This window comes from Paraburkholderia sp. J11-2, from assembly GCF_905220185.1.
GTDB lineage: Bacteria > Pseudomonadota > Gammaproteobacteria > Burkholderiales > Burkholderiaceae > Paraburkholderia.
The window spans coordinates 117,388-137,835 of sequence record NZ_CAJMYY010000012.1 but is presented as its reverse complement, the minus strand read 5'-3'; the positions used below and the strand labels follow the sequence as shown (position 1 = coordinate 137,835).

Below are 20,448 nucleotides of genomic sequence, written 5' to 3'. Positions count from 1 at the left end.
GGGAACCCGGGATGGCCGTGCGGCGCGTGATACGCATGATTTTTTTGCACTGCAGCGGCGACTATGCCGGACGCATTGGCGAGTCGAGGCGCAACAGCCGGCGGTCGGTGCGTGCCGTGTGTGTAGTGCGTGCGTCATGTGGCGGGGCGAACCCTCGCGGTCGAACCATCGATATCGGCATCGTCGCATCGGCACCGTCATCAACCCAGGCGCGCGCGGCGAAACAACAGCGGACAGCGGGCCTTCCCGGCAAGCAGCACTTCATGACTGACATCCCTCTTCTGAGTTCCAGCTATTCCCGTTATGCAGCGCGAGCTTGCGCCGCGCGTCCCGAACTGGCGGCACAGATCGAGGCGCTGGCCGCCGCGCCGATCTCGCGCGAGCGCATCGTCGCGCGGCTCGACGCGCTGAGCGGCCAACTGCTTGCTGCAGCAAACGCTGCGCCCGGCACGCCGCTCAACGACGAGCAGTTGAAGAAAGTCCTGCGCCAGCTGCGCGTGGAAGTGATCTGCGCCGTGATGGAGCGCGATCTCGGCGGCGTGGCCGACGTCGCCGAAGTGACCGGCAGCATGACCGATCTCGCCGAAGTCACGATCCAGCGCGCACTCGCCTGCGTGAGCGCCGATCTCGAGACGCTCTTCGGCGAGCCGCGCGGCCCGAACGGCGAGCGCCTCACGCTCGGCGTGGTGGGCATGGGCAAGCTGGGCGGCCGCGAGCTGAACGTCTCGTCGGACATCGACCTGATCTTCGTGTACGAGGACGACGGCGAAACCACGGGCGGCCAGCGCTCGCCCATCGCCACGCAGGACTTCTTCACGCGCGTGGGCAAGCGCCTGATCGCCGCGCTGAGCGACGTGACGGCCGACGGCTTCGTGTTTCGCGTCGACATGCGCCTGCGCCCGAACGGCGACTCCGGGCCGCTCGTGTGCAGCCTCGGCATGCTTGAAGAATACTTCTATGTGCAGGGCCGCGAGTGGGAGCGCTATGCGTGGATCAAAGGCCGGCTCGTTTCCGAAGACGAGAGCGACAGCGCGCTGCGTCTCGCGCGCCAGCTCGATTCGCTCGTGAAGCCGTTTGTTTACCGGCGCTATCTGGACTTCGGCGTGATCAGCGCGATCCGCTCGCTGCACGTGCAGATCCGCCAGGAAGCGCAGCGGCGCGCCATGATGCGCCCCGACAAGGCCGACGACATCAAGCTCGGGCGCGGCGGGATTCGCGAGATCGAATTCAGCGCCCAGGTGTTCCAGCTCATTCGCGGCGGCCAGGATGCGGGCTTTCGCGTGCGTCCGACGCTCGCCGTGCTCGGCTACGCCGCCGCGCGCGGACTGATCGCGCCCGAGGTGTGCGGCGAGCTCACGCGCGCCTACAACTTTCTGCGCGAACTGGAGCATCGCCTGCAGTATCGCGACGATGCGCAAACGCACGCCATGCCCGTTGACGCCGAGGAGCGCGCCGCGCTCGCGAAATCGATGGGCTTCGCCGACTACGCCGCGCTGATGACGACGCTCGACGGCCACCGCGACAAGGTCGAGCGCCAGTTCGTGCAGATCTTCTCCGACAAGGTCGGCGGCGAGGGCGGCTGCCGCGCCTCTGAAGACGGCGCAGCGGCGTGGGTGTGGAGCGGCGCGCTCGCGGAAGAGGGCGCCGACGACTCGTTGCTCGAACGCCTCATGGAGTTGGGTGTCAACAACCCGGCGCCATTGCTTGCGCGTCTGCGAGGGCTTTGGCAGTCGTCGCGTTACGCCGGGCTCCCCGAAAAGAGCCGCGAGCGCTTCGACAGCGTCGCGCAGCGCGCGCTCGAATCCGCGCCTACGCTGGAGCCGCGCGAGCGGCGCGCCGACACGCTCGCGCGCATGTTCGACCTGCTCGAAGCCGTGATCCGGCGCGGCGCGTATCTCGCGCTGCTCTGCGAATATCCGGACGCGCTCGACCGCGTGCTCAAGGTGCTGGGCGGCTCGCGCTGGGCGGCGGGCTACCTGATCCGCCACCCGCAACTGCTCGACGAACTGCTCGACGACGAGGCGATGGCCACGCCCTTCGACTGGCCCGAGTTCTCGCGCCTGTTGCGCGCGCGTCTGGCCGCCGCCGCCGACGTCGAGCAACAGATGGATCTGCTGCGCCACGCGCACCAGGCCGAAGTGTTCCGCATCCTGCTCAACGACCTGGCGGGACGGCTGTCGGTTGAGCACGTGAGCGACCGGCTCTCCGAGCTTGCCGACGCCGTGCTCGACGTGACCATCGAGACCGTGTGGAAGCAGTTCGCGAAGCGCCACCGCGAGGTGCCGCGCTTCGCGGCGATCGCCTACGGCAAGCTTGGCGGCAAGGAGCTAGGCTACGCGTCGGACCTCGACATCATCTTCCTGTACGAAGACGACGACGAGCACGCCTCGGAAATCTACGCGACCTTCGCGCGCCGCCTCATCACGTGGCTCACTACGGCCACCGGTGCCGGCACGCTGTTCGATGTCGACTTGCGCTTGCGGCCGAACGGCGAGTCGGGGCTGCTCGTGACCGATCTCGACGCGTTCCGCCGCTACCAGTTGCGCGAAGGCGACGCCGCGAACACGGCTTGGGTCTGGGAGCACCAGGCGCTCACACGTGCGCGCTTCTCGGCCGGGGACGCCGCGATCGGCAACGCGTTCGAGGCGATCCGCGTGCAGGTGCTGACCACGCCGCGCGATGCCGCGCCGCTCGCGAAGGAAATCGTCGAAATGCGCCAGCGCGTGGAAGACGGCCACCCGAACCGCACCGAACTCTTCGACCTGAAGCACGACCGCGGCGGCATGGTGGACATCGAGTTTCTCGTGCAGTACTGGGTGCTGCTGCACGCGGCGCAGGACCCGGAGCTGATCCGCAACACGGGCAATATCGCGCTGCTGCGCGAGGTGTCGCGCTTCGGGCTGATGAGCGAGGAGGAAGCCGAGACGATAGGCTCGGCGTACCGGCTTTATCGCAAGCTGCAGCACCAGTTGCGCCTCGACGGCATGGAGAAGGCGCGTGTGAATCCGGCGCGTGTGGAGCGCGAGCGCGAGGCGGTGCTGGCGTTGTGGAAGCGGGTGTTCGGGGAGCGCGGGGAGGCTTAGGGCGAGTGCGCTACGCGCCAATGGCCGGTGCGGCTGGCGCGTGAGGCACAGCCTTCTTCAAGCTGCCAACATCTCTTTCGCATGCCGCCTGGTGGTCGCGGTAATCTCCAGCCCGCCCAGCATGCGCGCAACTTCTTCCACGCGGCCGCCCTTGTCGAGCGGCGTGACGGCCGAGACTGTGCCGCCGTTGCCGTCGCCGGACTTCGCCACCTGGAAGTGGTGATCGCCGCGCGCCGCGACCTGCGGCAAGTGCGTGACGCACAGCACCTGGCGCGCGCGCCCGAGCTGGTGCAGCAAACGCCCGACCACTTCGGCCACGCCGCCGCCAATGCCCGTATCGACTTCGTCGAAGATCAGTGTGGGCGTGGGGCTCGCCGCGCTCGCGATCACGGCGAGCGCGAGGCTGATGCGCGCGAGTTCGCCGCCTGAGGCGATCTTCGCGAGCGGGCGCAGCGGCACGCCGGCATGGCCCGCCACGCGGAATTCGATCTGCTCCAGACCGTGCGCGCCGCCGATCGGCTCGCCAGTCGAACTGTTGCCAAGCGCCACGAGCGCGACTTCGAAGCTGCCGCCCGCCATCGACAGTTCCTGCATGCCCTGCGTGACCGCCGCGCCGAGCGCCTTCGCCGCCTTGGCGCGCGCCTTCGAAAGCTGGCGTGCCTGTACGAGATACGCTTCCTGCGCCTTCTGCTCGGCGACGCGCAGGCCGTCGAGATCGGCCGCGGCGTCGAGCGCCGCTAGCTGCTGGCGGCGTGCCGCGTGTTCCTCGGGCAGCGTTTCTGCCGGGAGGCGGAACTTGCGCGCTGTCGAATGCAGCGCGTCGAGGCGCCGTTCAACCTGCGCGAGATGTTGCGGATCGAGATCGAGACGCTGCGCGTAGTGCGAGAGCGAGTACGCCGCTTCCTGGATCTGGATCGCGGCCGGTTCGAGCGCCGCAAGCGCGTCGTTGAGTTCGGCGTCGACCTCGGCGAGGCTTCGCAGCTTCGAGACGATCGAGTTCAGCTGCGAAAGCATCGCCTCGTCGGATTCGGACAGCGCCGCGAGCGCGCCTTGCACGCCTTCGATCAGGTTGGCCGAGTTCGAAAGCCGCACGTGTTCCGCGTTCACTTCTTCCCATTCGCCCGGCTGCGGCGCGAGCTTGTCGAGTTCGGCGAGCTGCCACGCAAGGCGCTCGCGCTCGAGCTGCAGTTCGCGGTCGCGCGACATGGCGCTTTGCAGCGCGAGACGTGCGTCGCGTGCGTCGCGCCACGCACTCGTGACGGTTGCGGCGAGATCCGTGAGGCCTGCGTGCGTGTCGAACAGTTCGCGCTGTGCGTCGGGGCGCATGAGCAGCTGGTGCGCATGCTGGCCGTGGATGTCCACGAGCATTTCGCCCAGTTCGCGCAACTGCGCGAGCGTCGCGGGCGTCCCGTTGATGAAGGCGCGCGAGCGCCCGCCGCTATCCACCACGCGGCGCATCATGACGGTCTGCTCGCCGTCCCCGTTCGCGAGCGCTTGCTCGTCGAGCCAAAGCGCTGCGTGCGGCGGCACATCGAACTCGGCGGTGATGTCGGCGCGGCTCTCGCCCGTGCGCACGACGCTCGCGTCGGCGCGCGTGCCGAGCGTGAGGGCGAGGGCGTCGATCAGGATCGACTTGCCCGCGCCCGTCTCGCCGGAAAACACGGTGAAGCCGCTGTCGAATTCGAGGTCGAGCGCCGCGACGATCACGAAGTCGCGAATCGAAAGATGGCGAAGCATGGCGTCTGGTTCTGCTTGTTTTGGTTGGCTTGGGTTACCGTGGGACTGCTGGCGGCGTGGCAACTGCATGGCAACTGCGTGGCAACTGCGTGGCAACGACCACGCGCGCTTCACGCGAAGACGCGGGTTTAGTCCTCCGGATCGCCCTGCAGCGAGGGGTGCTCGTTCCAGTGCAGTTTCTTGCGCAGCGTGCGGAAGTAGCTATAGCCGACCGGGTGCAGGAAGGGCACCGTGTGGCGCGAGCGGCGCACCTCGATCACGTCGTTCAGTTCGAGTGCCGTGAACGATTGCATGTCGAAGTTCACGTTGACGTCGCGGCCCGCCACGATCTGGATGCTCACCTTGGAGTCGTCGGGCAGCACGATCGGGCGGTTCGAGAGCGCGTGCGGCGCGATCGGCACGAGCACGATGCCTTGCAGCTGCGGATGCAGGATCGGCCCCTGCGACGAGAGCGCGTAAGCGGTCGAGCCGGTGGGCGTCGCGACGATCAAACCGTCCGAGCGCTGGTTGTACATGAAGCGGCCATCCACGTTCACGCGCAGCTCGGCCATGCCGGAAAAGCCGCTGCGGTTCACGACCACGTCGTTGAAGGCTAGCGCGTGGTAGATCGGGTCGCCGTCGCGCGTGATGCGCGACTCCAGCAGCGAACGCTCCTCGCGCTCGAACGAGCCCGCGAGCAGTTGCGGCACGACTTCCTGCATCTCGGAGAACGCGATGTCGGTAATGAAGCCGAGCCGCCCATGGTTGATGCCGATGAGCGGCGTGCGGTACGGCGCGAGCTGGCGGCCGATGCCGAGCATCGTGCCGTCGCCGCCGAGCACGACAGCCACGTCCGCGCGCGCCCCGATCTCGGCGGGTTGCAGCGCGGGATAGCCTTGCGTGCCGATTTCCTCTGCGGTCTGCGCTTCGAACACGACTTCGAAGCCGCGCTTCGAAATGGTCTGGGCGAGCGCCATCAGCGGCTCGGCGATGCCTGGCGTATTGCTGCGCCCAACGAGCGCAACAGTCTTGAACTGGCTCTGGATCTTCTGGATCTGCATGCCGGCATTACACCATAGTCACGTCGCGAAAAGAACCTGGCGCAGACCGGGACAGGCCCGCCGGGCCTTGCGCGCCGCGCCTTCCAGCCCGCCGCCGGTGACACGGCGATGACAAGGCGCGAGCTATCGCGCGAAGTACCGGGGCGCCGCACCCCGAGCCGAAGGTACGCCCGCCAGGCCCGGTCTGGCGGCGCACTCGCGGCCAACCCGCCGTTAGGCTAAAATTTTGAGTCATGCTAGATCCTCGCGCACAAACCCTCCTCAAAACGCTGATCGAGCGCTACATCGCCGAAGGTCAGCCGGTCGGCTCGCGCACGCTGTCGCGCTATTCCGGCCTGGAATTGAGCCCGGCGACGATCCGCAACGTCATGTCTGACCTCGAGGAGCTGGGTCTCGTGTCCAGCCCGCATACGTCGGCGGGGCGTGTGCCCACGCCGCGCGGGTATCGCCTGTTCGTCGACACCATGCTCACCGTCGAGCCCGGCTCCGACGACGACGCGGTGACGCGCGCGGTGAAGACCACGCTACGCCCCGGCGAGCCGCAGAAGGTGGTGGCGGCCGCCGCCAGCGTGCTCTCGAACCTCTCGCAGTTCGCGGGCGTGGTGCTGACGCCCCGGCGCAGTCACGTGTTCAAGCAGATCGAGTTCATGCGCCTGTCCGACAAGCGCATCCTGCTGATCATCGTGACGCCCGAAGGCGACGTGCAGAACCGCATCATGGCGACGCAGCGCGACTTCTCGCCTTCCGAGCTCGTCGAAGCTTCGAATTACATCAACGCGCACTTCGCTGGCCTGTCGTTCGACGAGGTGCGCCGCCGCCTGCGCGAGGAAATCGACGCGCTCCGCGGCGACATGACCTCGCTCATGCACGCGGCCGTGACCGCGAGCACCGAAGAGCCCGAAAGCGGCGACACCTTGCTCATTTCCGGCGAACGCAACCTGCTCGAAGTGGCCGATCTTTCGTCGGACATGGCGCGCCTGCGCAAGCTCTTCGACGTGTTCGACCAGAAAACCAGCCTCCTGCAGCTGCTCGACGTATCGAGCCACGCGCAGGGCGTGCAGATTTTCATTGGCGGCGAGTCCCAACTCGTGCCGATCGAGGAAATGAGCGTGGTGACGGCGCCCTACGAGGTGAACGGCAAGATCGTCGGTACGCTCGGCGTGATCGGGCCGACGCGCATGGCGTACAACCGGGTGATTCCGATCGTCGACATCACCGCGCGCCTGCTCTCGCTCACGCTCAGCCAGAACTGAGCGCCGCCACCGGCCCGCTGCATCGGCTATCAGGCACACCTGTCTTTCCGAAGATCATCCCCGAAACGCTTGCCGCGCGCCATCGGCCGAATGGCCAATGCCAGGCAAACTCAGGCAACCCCTGACAACGCACGGCGACCCGCGCCGGCGCGGGCCGGTTTGGGCCGCCAGGACCGCCCGCTATAATGATTGTTTCGTGTAACCGTTGCTGCGCACTCGCGCGGCGCCACTGATCGCCTATGCGTTTCGACCTGGAGCGGCCTTCGCAGTCCGCCGCGGCGCATCGCGTCGCCGTGCTGCTCATCAACCTGGGTACGCCGGACGCGCCCACGCCGCGCGCCGTGCGCCGCTATCTCGCGCAGTTTCTGTCCGATCCGCGCGTGGTCGAGATTCCGGCCCCGATCTGGCAGGTCATCCTGCGCGCGTTGATCCTGCCGTTTCGCGGCCGTTCGTCGGCGAAGAAGTACGCGGCGGTCTGGACGCCCGAGGGCTCGCCGCTGCGCGTGCACACGCAAAAGCAGACCGAGGGCCTACGCCATCTGCTGCAGATCAACGACTACACGGTCCTGGTCGATTACGCGATGCGCTACGGCACGCCCGACATCCCGGCGATGCTGAACCAGCTCAAGCTGGCGGGCGCGGAACGCATCCTGCTCGTGCCGATGTATCCGCAGTATTCGGCGTCGACCACGGCCACGGCGTTCGACGCGGCCTTCGTCGCGCTGCGCCGCATGCGCAACCAGCCGGAAGTTCGCACGGTGCGTGGCTACCACGACCATCCGGCGTATATCGCGGCGCTCGCGGCCCAGGTGCATCAGTACTGGCACGCGCACGGCAAGCCCAATTTCGCGGCGGGCGACCGCCTCGTGCTGAGCTTTCACGGCGTGCCGAGCCGCACGCTCGATCTGGGCGATCCGTACCACGACCAATGCCAGCAAACGGCCGCGCTACTCATGCACGCGCTGGAGCTGACGCCGATCGAATGCCGGGTGACCTTCCAGTCGCGCTTCGGGCGGGCGCAGTGGCTGCAGCCGTACACGGCGCCCACGCTGCGGGAACTGGGCGCCGGCGGCGTGCGCCGCGCCGACGTGTTCTGCCCCGGTTTCACGGCGGATTGCCTTGAAACCATCGAGGAAATCGGCATGGAAGTGCGCGACGAATTCCTGCACGGCGGCGGCAAGGAATTCCATCGCATCCCGTGCCTGAACGCTTCGCACGCGTGGATCGCGGCGCTGGGCGAAATTGTCGCGCAACACCTGCAGGGCTGGCCGGTGCAGGCCGCGGCGCCGGCCGGTGCGGTGGCGTGACCCTGCAGATTGAGCGGCGCATTGCGGAAAGCCTCTGATGAACTACAAGATTTCGACTGAACCTGGCGCGCGGCTGCGCATCGACAAATGGCTATGGGCGGCGCGCTTCTTCAAGACGCGCTCGCTCGCCTCGGACGCCGTAGGCAAGGGGCACGTGCGCATTGGCGGCGACGCCGTGAAGGCATCGAAGGACGTGCGCGTGGGCGACCTCGTCGAAATTGAGATCGATCACGTGGTGTGGGAAGTGCAGGTGCTGGGAATTTGCGAGGTGCGCGGCTCGGCCAGCATCGCGCAAACGCTTTACGCGGAAACCGATGCCGGGCGCGAGAGGCGCGCGGCGGAACAGGAGCGGCGCCGGCTCTTTCGCGAACCGGCTGCCGTGTTGCAAGGCAGGCCGACCAAACGCGACCGCCGTACTATCGACAAATTTTCGCGTGAGGGTTGAACAGCGCTTCCATCGTAGCGTGCACGCCCCCGTATTCCGTCGTGTTTTCGTTCACGGCGCCCGACATGCAGATGGTCGTAGTTCCGGCGATGAGTACCAGCGCGACCACCGATATGGCAAAGGTCAGTTTCACGGTACTCCCCTTGGGATCGCGGCAAAACGGCCAGTTTCGGGGCCCGGTTAGCGTTTTTATGTGCAGCGAAGCCGCTAAACAAATTTGCTGACCGCAGGCCCATTCGGTGCGGTGCCAGGCTCAGGGTAAACGCGCCGTGAGCAGCACCTGTTCCTGAGTGTAGGTCAGGGATGTCCCGTACTCAATTTCATTTTTGCGGCGGTGCAGTAATGATTGTTACAGGCAGTTTCGCGGCTTTGATCTCTGTATAAAAAAGCCGCGGGAGCCTCTTGAAACAAGCGATCCGGCACCCATGTGCTGTCGCAATGTACAAAGCCAATGTCGCGCCGGCGCAACGGTCGCCGGTGTAGCAGGGAGGGCCGCGAAACGGCGCCCGACGCTTTGTTCCCTTTTTCACTATTCAACGACGTTCAGCGACATGGAAAACACGCAAGAGAACCCGACGAGCCAGAACCCCACGCCCGCGGACGAGGCGTCGCAAGCAGCAGCCCAGCCGCAAGCGGCTGAGGCGGCCGAGCAGGCAGCCCAAGGCGGCGTGGACCAGAACGCCGCGGCCCTTGCCGAGGCCGCGCTGGCCGAAGCGCAGGCTAAGGTCGCCGAATTGCAGGACGCGTTCGTGCGGGCCAAGGCCGAGACGGAGAACGTCCGCCGCCGCGCGCAGGAAGACGTCGCCAAGGCGCACAAGTTCGCCATCGAAAACTTCGCCGAACATCTGCTGCCGGTCATGGACAGCCTCGAAGCCGCGCTCGCTCATAACTCGGACGACCTCGCCAAGGTCAACGAAGGCGTCGAGCTCACGCTCAAGCAGCTGACCGGCGCGCTCGAGAAGGGCCGTGTCCTCGCCATCAACCCCGTTGGCGAGAAGTTCGACCCGCACCGTCACCAGGCCATCTCGATGGTGCCGTCCGAGCAGGAAGCGAACACGGTGGTCAACGTGCTGCAAAAGGGCTATGTGATCGCCGACCGCGTGCTGCGTCCGGCGCTCGTGACCGTTTCGGCACCGAAGTAATGAAAACGTAATAAATGCGACGGCCTGTAGGCAGCAAAAGGGCCCCGCAATTGAAAAAAATGATGGAACGCATAGCCCAAACCCCTTGAAATCGCCGTAACGGCACTTATTTGGGCAGCAGTTCCGTATTGAAGTGGACGCCAGCCGCGCACAAGGGAAAACGCGGCTCGAGCATGCAGTTACCTGCGCAGCGCGAAAGCGGCGTCCGCACAGCGATCAAAATCTGGAGATTTGAGAAAAATGGGCAAAATCATCGGTATCGACCTCGGCACCACCAACTCGTGCGTGGCGCTGATGGAAGGCAATCAGGTCAAGGTGATCGAGAACTCGGAAGGCGCTCGTACGACGCCGTCGATCATCGCCTACATGGACGACAACGAAGTGCTGGTCGGCGCGCCGGCCAAGCGCCAGTCGGTCACCAACCCGCGCAACACGCTGTACGCAGTCAAGCGCCTGATCGGCCGCCGCTTCGAAGAGAAGGAAGTGCAGAAGGACATCGGCCTGATGCCCTACAAGATCGTCAAGCACGACAACGGCGACGCATGGGTCGAAGCGCATGGCTCGAAGCTCGCGCCGTCGCAGGTTTCGGCTGAAGTGCTGCGCAAGATGAAGAAGACCGCTGAAGACTACCTCGGCGAGCCGGTCACCGAAGCCGTGATCACGGTTCCCGCGTACTTCAACGACAGCCAGCGTCAGGCAACCAAGGACGCCGGCCGTATCGCCGGTCTGGAAGTCAAGCGCATCATCAACGAACCGACGGCAGCCGCGCTCGCGTTCGGTCTGGACAAGGCCGAAAAGGGCGACCGCAAGATCGCCGTGTTCGACCTCGGCGGCGGCACGTTCGACATCTCGATCATCGAAATCGCGGACGTTGACGGCGAAATGCAGTTCGAAGTGCTCTCGACCAACGGCGACACGTTCCTCGGCGGCGAAGACTTCGACCAGCGCATCATCGATTACATCATCGGCGAGTTCAAGAAAGAGCAGGGCGTTGACCTGTCGAAGGACGTGCTCGCGCTGCAACGCCTGAAGGAAGCTGCGGAAAAGGCCAAGATCGAACTGTCGTCGGGCCAGCAGACCGAAATCAACCTGCCGTACATCACGGCGGACGCCTCGGGTCCGAAGCACTTGAACCTGAAGATCACGCGCGCCAAGCTGGAAGCGCTGGTCGAAGACCTGATCGAGCGCACCATCGAGCCGTGCCGCGTCGCGATCAAGGACGCAGGCGTGAAGGTCGGCGACATCGACGACGTGATTCTCGTCGGCGGCCAGACGCGTATGCCGAAGGTGCAGGAAAAGGTGAAGGAGTTCTTCGGCAAGGACCCGCGCCGTGACGTGAACCCGGACGAAGCCGTGGCCGTTGGCGCCGCGATTCAAGGCCAGGTTCTGTCGGGCGACCGCAAGGACGTGCTGCTTCTCGACGTCACCCCGCTTTCGCTCGGTATCGAGACGCTCGGCGGCGTGATGACGAAGATGATCAACAAGAACACCACGATCCCGACCAAGCACGCACAGGTGTACTCGACGGCGGACGACAGCCAGTCGGCCGTGACGATCAAGGTGTTCCAGGGCGAACGCGAAATGGCGGCGGGCAACAAGCTGCTGGGCGAGTTCAACCTCGAAGGCATTCCGCCCGCACCGCGCGGCGTGCCGCAGATCGAAGTGAGCTTTGACATCGACGCGAACGGCATTCTGCACGTGGGCGCGAAGGACAAGGCGACCGGCAAGGAAAACCGTATCACCATCAAGGCGAACTCGGGTCTGTCGGAAGCCGAAATCGAAAAGATGGTGAAGGACGCCGAAGCGAACGCGGAAGAGGATCACCGTCTGCGTGAGCTGGCCGACGCGCGCAACCAGGGCGACGCACTGGTGCACAGCACGAAGAAGGCCGTGGCCGAGTACGGCGACAAGATCGACGCCTCCGAAAAGGAAAAGATCGAAGCCGCACTGAAGGACCTCGAAGAAACGCTGAAGAGCTCGTCGGCCGACAAGGCGACGATCGAGGCGAAGGTCGAGGCGCTGTCCACCGCTTCGCAAAAGCTCGGTGAAAAGATGTACGCCGACATGCAGGCTCAGCAAGCCGGCGCGGCCGGTGCAGCGGGTGCGGGTGCAGCAGGGGCCGGTGCAGCCGAACAAGGCGCGCAGAACAACGCCGACGACGTGGTCGACGCCGAGTTCAAGGAAGTCAAGAAGGACTAAGCCGGTTCGTGGCGGCCATGACCGTTCTGCCTGATCAGCGAACGGTCGTGGTGCTACGAAAGCGGCCGCATCGGTTACGATGCGTGTCAGCATTGCAGCGCCTGGCGAGCCATCCGGCTCTCCGGGCACATTTGTTTTATGGAGGCCGTTCTCTTTCAGGGGCCGCCGCGGCGCAAGAAGCGTCCGTGCGGATGTTCAAAGGAACGGCAAACGGGTCACGAGATCCAGCATTCAAGAGGAGCCGGCGCGCGCCGTGAAGCGCGAGGCCGGCGTTGAACCGATATGGCGAAACGGGATTACTACGAGGTTCTGGGCGTCGCGAAGAACGCGAGCGACGACGAAATCAAGAAGGCGTATCGCAAGCTCGCGATGAAGTACCACCCCGACCGCAATCCGGACAACAAGGATGCGGAAGAGCATTTCAAGGAGGCCAAAGAGGCCTATGAAATGCTGTCGGACTCGCAAAAGCGCGCGGCTTACGACCAGTACGGCCACGCCGGCGTCGATCCCAATATGGGCGGAGCCGGCGCGCAGGGTTTCGGCGGTTTCGCGGACGCTTTCGGCGACATCTTCGGCGATATCTTCGGCCAGGCCGCAGGCGGCGCACGCGGCGGCCAGCGCGCCGGCCCGCAGGTGTATCGCGGCGCGGACCTGCGCTACAGCATGGAAATCTCGCTGGAGCAGGCGGCGCACGGCTACGAGACGCAAATTCGCGTACCGGGCTGGAGCGGCTGTGAAGTCTGTCACGGCTCCGGCGCGAAGCCCGGCACGAAGCCCGAAACCTGCCCGACCTGCCATGGTTCGGGTTCGGTGCGCATGTCGCAGGGCTTCTTCAGCATTCAGCAGACCTGCCCGAAGTGCCACGGCACGGGTTCCTACATTCCTGAGCCGTGCACGAACTGTCACGGCGCGGGCAAGGTGAAGGAAACCAAGACGCTGGAAGTGAAGATTCCGGCGGGCATCGACGACGGCATGCGCATTCGCTCGGCCGGCAACGGCGAGCCAGGCATCAATGGCGGACCGTCGGGCGACCTATACGTCGAGATTCACATCAAGCAGCACGCGGTGTTCGAGCGCGACGGCGACGACCTCCACTGCCAGATGCCGATTCCGTTCACCACGGCGGCGCTCGGCGGCGAGATCGAAGTGCCGACGCTCGCGGGCCGCGCGACCTTCACGGTGCCCGAAGGCACGCAGTCGGGCAAGACGTTCCGTTTGCGCGGCAAGGGCATCAAGGGTCTGCGTTCGAGCATCGCCGGCGATCTGTATGTGCACGTCCAGGTGGAAACGCCGGTCAAGCTCACCGATCACCAGCGCGAAATGCTTCAGCAGTTCGAAAAGTCGCTCGTGGAAGGCGGTTCGCGCCACAGCCCGCAGAGCAAGAGCTGGTTCGACCGCGTGAAGAGCTTCTTCGACTGATGCGCTTTTCCGGCGTCACCATGCAGTAAGCAGGTCAATGGCAGGTAGTTAGCGCAATGGCAGTCAATCCTGGCGGCGCGGCGGGTGCCGCAATTTTCGCGCTGCTCGACGACGGCGACTCGACTGCGGACAACCGCTCGAGCCGCCTCTACACGGGGTTCGTGCGCGAGCTTGCCTGCGAGCGCGCCGCGGATCTCGACGCGGTGTGTTCGCAAGTCAACGCTGAACTGAACGCGGGACTTCACGCGCTCGTGATTGGCGACTACGAGTTCGGGCGCGCGCTCGAATTCACGAAACGCGACACAGCTTCATCCATCGAAACGCAGCACGGCCACGCCGCGCTGCGTTTTTTATTGTTCGAACGCTGCGAAAAGCGCTCGCGCGACGAGGCCGATGCGTGGCTCGCGGCGCAAGAGGGCAACGAGGCACCCGCGCCGGCAGGCGTGGCGGGCGTGACGATCGGTGTCGATCTCGCGCGCTTCGAGCAGGACATCGCCGCCGTGCAGGACGCCTTGCGCGCGGGCGACTCGTATCAGATCAACTACACATATCGGCTCGGCTTCGAGGCGTATGGTTCGCCGCTCGCGCTTTACCGCCGCTTGCGTGAGCGTCAGCGTGTGCGTTACGGCGCGCTGATCGCGTTGCCGGGCGATCGTTGGGTGCTCTCGTGTTCGCCGGAGCTATTCGTGGAGAAGCGCGGCGAAACGTTGCGCGCGAAACCCATGAAGGGCACGGCCGCGCGTTGCGCCGACGCGCAGCAAGACGCCGCCGCCGCGCGTTTTCTCGCGAGCGATCCGAAGAACCGCGCTGAAAACGTGATGATCGTCGACCTGCTGCGCAACGACCTCTCGCGCGTCGCGCAAACCGGCTCGGTGCGCGTGCCGGCGCTCTTCAGCGTGGAGCCGTACGCTTCGGTCTGGCAGATGACCTCGACAGTGGAAGCGACGCTGCGCGAAGGCACGACATTCGCCGACGCCATGCGCGCGCTCTTTCCGTGCGGGTCGATCACGGGTGCGCCCAAGCATCGGACGATGGAGCTGATCGAAGCACTCGAGCATGCGCCGCGCGGGCTGTACACGGGCACGATAGGCTGGCTCGAAGCGCCGGCGGCAGACGAGACTTGCGGCGACTTTTGCCTCTCGGTCGTGATCCGCACGTTGACACTCGATGCGCCTGCCAGGGGCGCGGGAGGCGCGCGGCGCGGCGAAATGGGTGTAGGTGCGGGCATTGTGCTCGACAGCGTGGCCGCCGACGAATACGAGGAGTGCCGCTTGAAAGCCCGTTTTCTGACCGATGCCGATCCGGGTATCGAATGCTTCGAAACAATGTATGCGACACGTGCTGGCGGCGTGCGCCACGTGGAGCGCCATCTCGCGCGGCTCGCGGCGAGTGCTGCGTGGCTCGGTTTCCCATGCGACGTGCAAGCCATGCGCGCGCGCTTCGACGAAACTTGCGCCACGTTTGCAGACGATCACGCGCCGCACCGTATGCGCCTCGCGCTCGGCAAGAGCGGGGCGGCCACGCTGACGAGCGCGCCGCTCGCGGCGCTCGCGCACGATACCGTGGGCGTGCTGCTCGCGCCCGACCACGGTTTTGCGCCGATCGAATCCGCCGACGCGCTGTTGCTGCGCAAGACCACACGCCGCGCCGAATTCGATCGCGCATGGCGCGAGGCCGAAGCGCTGGGCGGCTTCGACATGCTGTTCTTCAACGAGCGCGGCGAGCTGACCGAAGGCGGCCGTTCGAACGTCTTCGTGAAGCTGAACGGCAAGTGGTTCACGCCGCCGCTCGCCTCGGGCGTGCTGCCGGGCGTGATGCGCGGTGTGCTGCTCGACGACGAGACGTTCGGCGCACAAGAGCGCGTGCTTACGCGCGACGATGTGCTCAACGCCGAAGCCTTGATGCTGACGAACGCGCTGCGTGGCGTGGTGCCGGCGCGCTTGCAGCGATGAAGCAGCCGTAGCACGCACCATATAAAAAGCGCGCTCAATCTGGAGCGCGCTTTTTTTTCTGCGAAGCAAAATCGCCGGATCAGAACACGTGTTCCGGGCCAGGGAACGTGCCTTCCTTTACCGCCTGCACATACGCGCGTACAGCCGATTCGATATCGGGCTGACCGGCCATGAAATCCTTCACGAAGCGCGGCCGCTTGCCGGGGAAAATGCCGAGCATGTCGTGCAGCACGAGCACCTGGCCCGAGCAGTCCACGCCCGCGCCAATGCCGATCGTCGGAATGCGCAACTGCTTCGTGACTTCCGCGCCGAGCCCTGCGGGCACGGCCTCGATCACCACGAGTTGAGCGCCCGCGTCCTGCAGCGCGAGTGCGTCGCGAATCAGCTGGGTGGCGGCCGCATCGCTCTTGCCCTGCACCTTGAAGCCACCGAAGGCATGCACCGACTGGGGCGTAAGGCCGATGTGCGCGCACACGGGCACGGCGCGCTCCACGAGCATCTTCACCGTGGGCGCGAGCCACTCGCCGCCCTCGATCTTCACCATCTGCGCGCCGGCGCGCATGAGCTTCACCGAGTTCGCGAACGCGTCTTCGGGCGTGCCGAAGGTGCCGAACGGCAGGTCTGCAACGATCAGTGCCTTGGTTTGCACACGCGCCACGCACGCCGTGTGATACGCGATGTCATCGATGGTGACGGGCAGCGTCGTGCTGTGGCCCTGGAGCACGTTGCCGAGCGAGTCGCCGATCAGCACCGTATCGACGCCCGCGCGGTCGCACAGCGCCGAGAAGCTCGCGTCGTAGCAGGTCAGCATGGCGATGCGCTCGCCGGCGTCGCGCATGGCCTGGAGTTTGGGCACGGTGACCGCGCTGCGGCTCGTTTCCTGCAGGTAAGTCATGGGGAAATCCGTTGGGAAAGGGAAAAACGGGGAGGGGCTGCGCCGCTCGTTCGATCGATCGAGTCGATCGAGCCGTTGAAACGGCTATAGCGACGTGCCCTTGACGAAGGATTCCTTGCGGCCGCGCATCGTCTCGATACGTTCGGCAACGAGCGCGAGGTCCGCATCGGAATCGAGCAGATCCAGATGTTCCGCGCCGACGGTGAGCACCGGCGCATGATCGTAATGATAGAAAAAATCGTTGTAGCTGTCGCAGAGCGCACGCAGGAAGGCGCTCGAGATAGGCAGCTCGCGCGGTGTCGCCCGCTTCTGGATGCGCGCGTAGAGCGCCTCGGGGCTCGCCTGCAGGTAGACCACGAGGTCGGGTGCAGGCGCGGACGAAGTCAAACGCGAGGCGAGCGCGCGGTACAGCGGCAGTTCGTCTTCAGCGAGCGTGAGGCGTGCGAAGAGGTCGTTGCGTTCAGCGAGGAAGTTCGTGACGAGCGGCGCGTTCGTTGCCCGGCGCATGGCCACTTCGCGCGACAGCTGCTCGCGCTGCAAGGCGATATGCAACTGCGCGGCGAGCGCATGCGACGAAGGCGCGCTGTCGCGATAGACGCGTTCCAGAAACGGATTGTCTGCGTTCGATTCGAAGAGGGTCTGCATCGACCAGCGTTCGGCGAGGCGCGTGGCGAGCGTGGTCTTGCCCGCGCCGATCGGCCCTTCGATGACGATGTACTGGAGCGCCGCGGGCCGCGTGGCGCGCGCGCTGACGACGGGCAGGGGGGCCGTGCTCATCGGCAGTTGCCGGCGGGCGGCGTGTCCGGTGCGGGCGCTGTGCCCATGCACTGGCACAGCGGCTTGACCTTCTCGATGCGCTGGTCGGCCACGGCGGCGAGAAACGCGCTGGCAGGCCCCAGGCCCGGAATCACGAGTTCGGGATCGATCTCGACGAGCGGCACGAGTGCGAATGCGCGGCCCGTCATGCGCGGATGCGGCACGACAAGGTCGGTTTCGTCGATGGAGGCGCTGCCGTAAATCAGGATGTCGATGTCGAGCGTGCGGGGCGCGTTGCGAAAGGGACGCTCCCGGCCGAAGTGATGCTCCACGCGCTGGCAAAGCGCGAGCAGCGCGTGAACGTCGAGACTCGTCTCGATCTTCACGACGCAGTTGTAATAGTCGTCGCCGCCCGCGTCGATGGGCGCGGTGCGGTACAGACTCGATTTGGCGACGACGGTGAGGGTGTGCTGTTGTGCGAGGCACACCACCGCGTCTTTGAGGGTTTGGCGCGCATCCCCCAGATTCGCGCCAATTCCCAGCCAGGCAACCGTCATGGCTTCACTTCCTGCGACTTTTGTTGCTGTTCGACACATGTGCATCGCGGCTTGCCGCGACGCCGCACGGCGTCAGTCCTCATGCGGACCGGTGTGGCCGTCATAGTCTGCACTGCTGGCTTCCTGCTCGTCACCGCCTGCGTCGGCTTCCGACGCAGCACCTTCACCCGTTCTGCGGCTTTTCGCGCCGCCGCGGCGGCGGCGCTTGCGCGGCGAGCGTTCCTTGCCGCCCTGCGAGAGCAGCGCCTCGCGCGCGGCGATGTCGCCGGAAATGAAGTCCGTCCACCATTGGCCGATTTCGGCGTCCAGTTCGCCCGATTCGCAGCGCAGCAGGAGGAAATCATACCCTGCTCTAAATCTTTGGTGTTCCAGCAGCTTGAGCGCGCCGCGGCCACGCTTTTCAAGGCGCAGCTGCAGGCCCCAGATCTCGCGCATGTCCGACGAGAAGCGGCGATGGATCGCGAGCTTCTCTGTTTGCGCGTCGATTACGTCGTCCATCGCGCGATGCAGCGCCGGCACCGGGATTTCGCCCGCAGCCGTGTACTGTTGCCAGCGCTGCTGCACGTCGTGCCAAAGCAGCGTGGCGAACAGGAAGCCCGGCGACACCGGCTTGCCCGCGCGCACGCGCGCGTCGGTGTTCGAGAGCGCGAGCGTGATGAAACGCTCACCCTGCGGCTGCTCGAGAATTACGTCGAGGAGCGGCAGGAGGCCATGATGCAGGCCTTCCTTGCGCAGCCACCGCAGGCACTCGAGCGCGTGGCCGGAGAGCAGCAGCTTGAGCATTTCGTCGAACAGACGCGCCGCAGGCACGTTGTTGATGAGGTCCGCGAGTTTCGTGATCGGCTCGCGCGTGTTCTCCTCGATCTCGAAGCCGAGCTTCGCCGCGAAACGCACGACGCGCATCATGCGCACCGGGTCTTCGCGGTAGCGCGTGGCCGGGTCGCCGATCATGCGCAACAGGCGCGCGCGCATGTCGGCCATCCCGTTGTGATAGTCGAGCACCGTCTGCGTGGCTGGGTCGTAGTACATCGCGTTGATCGTGAAGTCGCGGCGCGTGGCGTCTTCATGCTGCTCGCCCCAGACGTTGTCGCGCAGCACACGGCCGCTCGCATCGACGGCGTGGGTCTTGCGGTCGAGCTCGTCGCGGCGCATGCGCTTCGCGGGCGCCGGAGCGGGCGCGGCATCGGCGGGCGGGGCGTCCACCAGCGCGCGGAACGTCGAGACCTCGATGATTTCCTGGCCGAACTGCACGTGCACGATCTGGAAGCGCCGGCCGATGATGCGCGCGCGACGGAACAGCTTCTGCACCTGGTCGGGCGTGGCGTCGGTGGCCACGTCGAAGTCCTTCGGCGCGACGCCGAGCAGCAGGTCGCGCACCGCGCCGCCCACGATGAACGCACGGAAGCCCGCTTGCTGCAGGCCTTCGGTCACGCGCACGGCGTTGCGCGAGATGAGCGCGGGGTTGATGCCGTGGACGTCGGCGGAAAGGATGACGGGCGTGGCCGGATCGGGCGCGCCTTTGCTGCCGCGCGGCTTCGACGTTTTCTGCGCGCTGGCCGGTTTGCGGCGCGCGCGGGTCGCGCCGGCAGCGGCGGCCGCGCCTTCATGCGAGGCCGTGTGCGGATCGGCGGCGGGGGCTTCGGTGTCTTGCGCCGCTTCGGCGTCGTCCTGGCCGAACAGCTTGCGGATGAGTTTCTTGATCACTGGGCTTGGAACAAATCGAGGATGCGCCAGCCCGCTTGTTGCGCGTGAGCGCGCAGGGTGTCGTCGGGGTTGGTGGCGATCGGGTCGGTGACTTTTTCGAGCAGCGGGATGTCGTTGTGCGAGTCGCTATAGAAGTAGCTGTGCTCGAAGTCCGACCAGCTTTTGCCAAGCGACGCGAGCCAGGCTTCGACACGCACGATCTTGCCTTCGCGGTAGCTCGGCGTGCCCGTCGGGCGGCCGGTGAAGGCCGATGCCGGATGGCCGTCCACGGTTTCGACTTCGCACGCGATCAGCTTGTCCACGCCGAACACCTCGGCGATGGGCGCCGTGATGAATTCGTTGGTGGCCGTGACCACGCAGCAAAGATCGCCCGCTTCCTTGTGCTTCTTCACGAGTTCGACCGCGCTCGGCAGGATGGTCGGCTTGATCACCTCGTGCATGTACTGGTCGTGCCATTCCTTCAACTGCGCGCGAGAATATTTCGCGAGCGGCGTGAGCATGGCGACGAGGTACGCGTGGATGTCGAGCTTGCCGGCCTTGTAGTCGGCATAGAAGCGGTCGTTTTGCTCCGCAAAGCGCTCGCCGTCGACAATGCCGAGCTTCACCATGAAGCGGCCCCATTCGTGGTCGCTGTCGGTGGGGATCAGGGTGTGATCGAGGTCAAAAAGTGCAAGGTTAGCCATGGGCGCTCATTTTACTTGAAGCGGGGGACGCCGTTGCCGCCGCCGGCGGGCGGCGTCGGCGCGGCGGGGTCCGCGGGGGATTCGGGTGCGGGAGGCGTCTCGCTTGCGGCGGACGATTCGCTGTCTTGCACGTGGGACGGATCGGGCGTTGCCGGCGCTTGCGCCGATGTTTCTTGCGGCGCTTCACTGGTGCTCACGGCGACGCTTGCCCCGCTGGCGGCGCTCCCGCCCGGCGGATCGAGATCGCCGCGCAGCTCGCCGGTCATTTCGTTGCTC

15 protein-coding genes are annotated in these 20,448 nt (G+C 65.8%); 8 read left to right on the top strand and 7 right to left on the bottom strand.

Annotated elements, in window-relative coordinates; genetic code table 11:
* Positions 1 to 263: 263 nt before the first annotated feature.
* On the top strand, positions 264 to 3,083 hold the full coding sequence (glnE, locus tag U5A57_RS18470; RefSeq protein ID WP_321913116.1) for a bifunctional [glutamate--ammonia ligase]-adenylyl-L-tyrosine phosphorylase/[glutamate--ammonia-ligase] adenylyltransferase: 2,820 nt from the start codon (positions 264 to 266) through the stop codon (positions 3,081 to 3,083).
* Positions 3,084 to 3,140: 57 nt separating this feature from the next.
* Here the strand turns inward: glnE and recN are convergent, their stop codons facing one another.
* Positions 3,141 to 4,820: a DNA repair protein RecN gene (recN, locus tag U5A57_RS18465; protein WP_321913115.1), complete on the bottom strand. Its 1,680-nt coding sequence runs from the start codon at positions 4,818 to 4,820 to the stop codon at positions 3,141 to 3,143.
* Between the two features lie 128 nt (positions 4,821 to 4,948).
* Positions 4,949 to 5,860 (bottom strand): NAD kinase, encoded by a 912-nt coding sequence (locus U5A57_RS18460; RefSeq protein WP_321913114.1) that lies wholly within the window; start codon positions 5,858 to 5,860, stop codon positions 4,949 to 4,951.
* Between the two features lie 233 nt (positions 5,861 to 6,093).
* On the opposite strand from U5A57_RS18460, the gene hrcA reads away from it, so the two are divergent.
* The 7 genes from hrcA to pabB all read left to right on the top strand — a co-directional run bounded on the left by hrcA (position 6,094) and on the right by pabB (position 15,577).
* Entirely contained in the window at positions 6,094 to 7,113 is a 1,020-nt protein-coding gene (hrcA, locus tag U5A57_RS18455) for a heat-inducible transcriptional repressor HrcA (protein ID WP_321913113.1), read from the top strand.
* Positions 7,114 to 7,352: 239 nt separating this feature from the next.
* Positions 7,353 to 8,420, top strand: coding sequence for a ferrochelatase (hemH, locus tag U5A57_RS18450; RefSeq protein ID WP_321913112.1), 1,068 nt, complete (start codon positions 7,353 to 7,355; stop codon positions 8,418 to 8,420).
* A gap of 37 nt (positions 8,421 to 8,457) precedes the next feature.
* Positions 8,458 to 8,865, top strand: coding sequence for an RNA-binding S4 domain-containing protein (locus U5A57_RS18445; protein ID WP_321913111.1), 408 nt, complete (start codon positions 8,458 to 8,460; stop codon positions 8,863 to 8,865).
* 551 nt (positions 8,866 to 9,416) lie between these two features.
* On the top strand, positions 9,417 to 10,007 hold the full coding sequence (gene grpE / locus U5A57_RS18440; protein ID WP_321913110.1) for a nucleotide exchange factor GrpE: 591 nt from the start codon (positions 9,417 to 9,419) through the stop codon (positions 10,005 to 10,007).
* Positions 10,008 to 10,247: 240 nt separating this feature from the next.
* The gene (gene dnaK, locus U5A57_RS18435; RefSeq protein ID WP_321913109.1) at positions 10,248 to 12,206 is read left to right on the top strand and encodes a molecular chaperone DnaK; all 1,959 of its coding nucleotides are present in this window, start codon (positions 10,248 to 10,250) and stop codon (positions 12,204 to 12,206) included.
* Positions 12,207 to 12,488: 282 nt separating this feature from the next.
* On the top strand, positions 12,489 to 13,625 hold the full coding sequence (gene dnaJ, locus U5A57_RS18430) for a molecular chaperone DnaJ (protein WP_321913108.1): 1,137 nt from the start codon (positions 12,489 to 12,491) through the stop codon (positions 13,623 to 13,625).
* 56 nt (positions 13,626 to 13,681) lie between these two features.
* Positions 13,682 to 15,577 carry an aminodeoxychorismate synthase component I gene (gene pabB / locus U5A57_RS18425; protein ID WP_321913107.1) on the top strand — a complete coding sequence of 632 codons (1,896 nt, stop codon included), beginning with the start codon at positions 13,682 to 13,684 and terminating at the stop codon, positions 15,575 to 15,577.
* A 79-nt stretch (positions 15,578 to 15,656) separates the two neighbouring features.
* Here the strand turns inward: pabB and panB are convergent, their stop codons facing one another.
* The 5 genes from panB to U5A57_RS18400 all read right to left on the bottom strand — a co-directional run bounded on the left by panB (position 15,657) and on the right by U5A57_RS18400 (position 20,172).
* A complete protein-coding gene (gene panB, locus U5A57_RS18420; RefSeq protein WP_321913106.1) occupies positions 15,657 to 16,472 on the bottom strand; it encodes a 3-methyl-2-oxobutanoate hydroxymethyltransferase in 816 nt (271 codons plus the stop codon).
* Positions 16,473 to 16,556: 84 nt separating this feature from the next.
* Positions 16,557 to 17,249 (bottom strand): deoxynucleoside kinase, encoded by a 693-nt coding sequence (locus U5A57_RS18415; protein ID WP_321913105.1) that lies wholly within the window; start codon positions 17,247 to 17,249, stop codon positions 16,557 to 16,559.
* Positions 17,246 to 17,785, bottom strand: coding sequence for a 2-amino-4-hydroxy-6-hydroxymethyldihydropteridine diphosphokinase (folK, locus tag U5A57_RS18410; protein ID WP_321913104.1), 540 nt, complete (start codon positions 17,783 to 17,785; stop codon positions 17,246 to 17,248). The genes U5A57_RS18415 and folK overlap by 4 nt, the downstream gene beginning before the upstream one ends.
* Positions 17,786 to 17,857: 72 nt before the next feature.
* Positions 17,858 to 19,489 (bottom strand): polynucleotide adenylyltransferase PcnB, encoded by a 1,632-nt coding sequence (gene pcnB, locus U5A57_RS18405; RefSeq protein WP_321913103.1) that lies wholly within the window; start codon positions 19,487 to 19,489, stop codon positions 17,858 to 17,860.
* Positions 19,486 to 20,172, bottom strand: a complete 687-nt coding sequence (locus U5A57_RS18400; RefSeq protein ID WP_321913102.1) for an HAD family hydrolase — start codon at positions 20,170 to 20,172, stop codon at positions 19,486 to 19,488. The genes pcnB and U5A57_RS18400 overlap by 4 nt, the downstream gene beginning before the upstream one ends.
* Positions 20,173 to 20,448: the final 276 nt, after the last annotated feature.

Bases quoted from the DNA above. Each gene is read 5' to 3' on its own strand.
- glnE (WP_321913116.1), top strand. From the start codon at position 264: ATGACTGACATCCCTCTTCTGAGTTCCAGCTATTCCCGTTATGCAGCG.
- recN (WP_321913115.1), bottom strand. From the start codon at position 4,820: ATGCTTCGCCATCTTTCGATTCGCGACTTCGTGATCGTCGCGGCGCTC.
- U5A57_RS18460 (WP_321913114.1), bottom strand. From the start codon at position 5,860: ATGCAGATCCAGAAGATCCAGAGCCAGTTCAAGACTGTTGCGCTCGTT.
- hrcA (WP_321913113.1), top strand. From the start codon at position 6,094: ATGCTAGATCCTCGCGCACAAACCCTCCTCAAAACGCTGATCGAGCGC.
- hemH (WP_321913112.1), top strand. From the start codon at position 7,353: ATGCGTTTCGACCTGGAGCGGCCTTCGCAGTCCGCCGCGGCGCATCGC.
- U5A57_RS18445 (WP_321913111.1), top strand. From the start codon at position 8,458: ATGAACTACAAGATTTCGACTGAACCTGGCGCGCGGCTGCGCATCGAC.
- grpE (WP_321913110.1), top strand. From the start codon at position 9,417: ATGGAAAACACGCAAGAGAACCCGACGAGCCAGAACCCCACGCCCGCG.
- dnaK (WP_321913109.1), top strand. From the start codon at position 10,248: ATGGGCAAAATCATCGGTATCGACCTCGGCACCACCAACTCGTGCGTG.
- dnaJ (WP_321913108.1), top strand. From the start codon at position 12,489: ATGGCGAAACGGGATTACTACGAGGTTCTGGGCGTCGCGAAGAACGCG.
- pabB (WP_321913107.1), top strand. From the start codon at position 13,682: ATGGCAGTCAATCCTGGCGGCGCGGCGGGTGCCGCAATTTTCGCGCTG.
- panB (WP_321913106.1), bottom strand. From the start codon at position 16,472: ATGACTTACCTGCAGGAAACGAGCCGCAGCGCGGTCACCGTGCCCAAA.
- U5A57_RS18415 (WP_321913105.1), bottom strand. From the start codon at position 17,249: ATGAGCACGGCCCCCCTGCCCGTCGTCAGCGCGCGCGCCACGCGGCCC.
- folK (WP_321913104.1), bottom strand. From the start codon at position 17,785: ATGACGGTTGCCTGGCTGGGAATTGGCGCGAATCTGGGGGATGCGCGC.
- U5A57_RS18400 (WP_321913102.1), bottom strand. From the start codon at position 20,172: ATGGCTAACCTTGCACTTTTTGACCTCGATCACACCCTGATCCCCACC.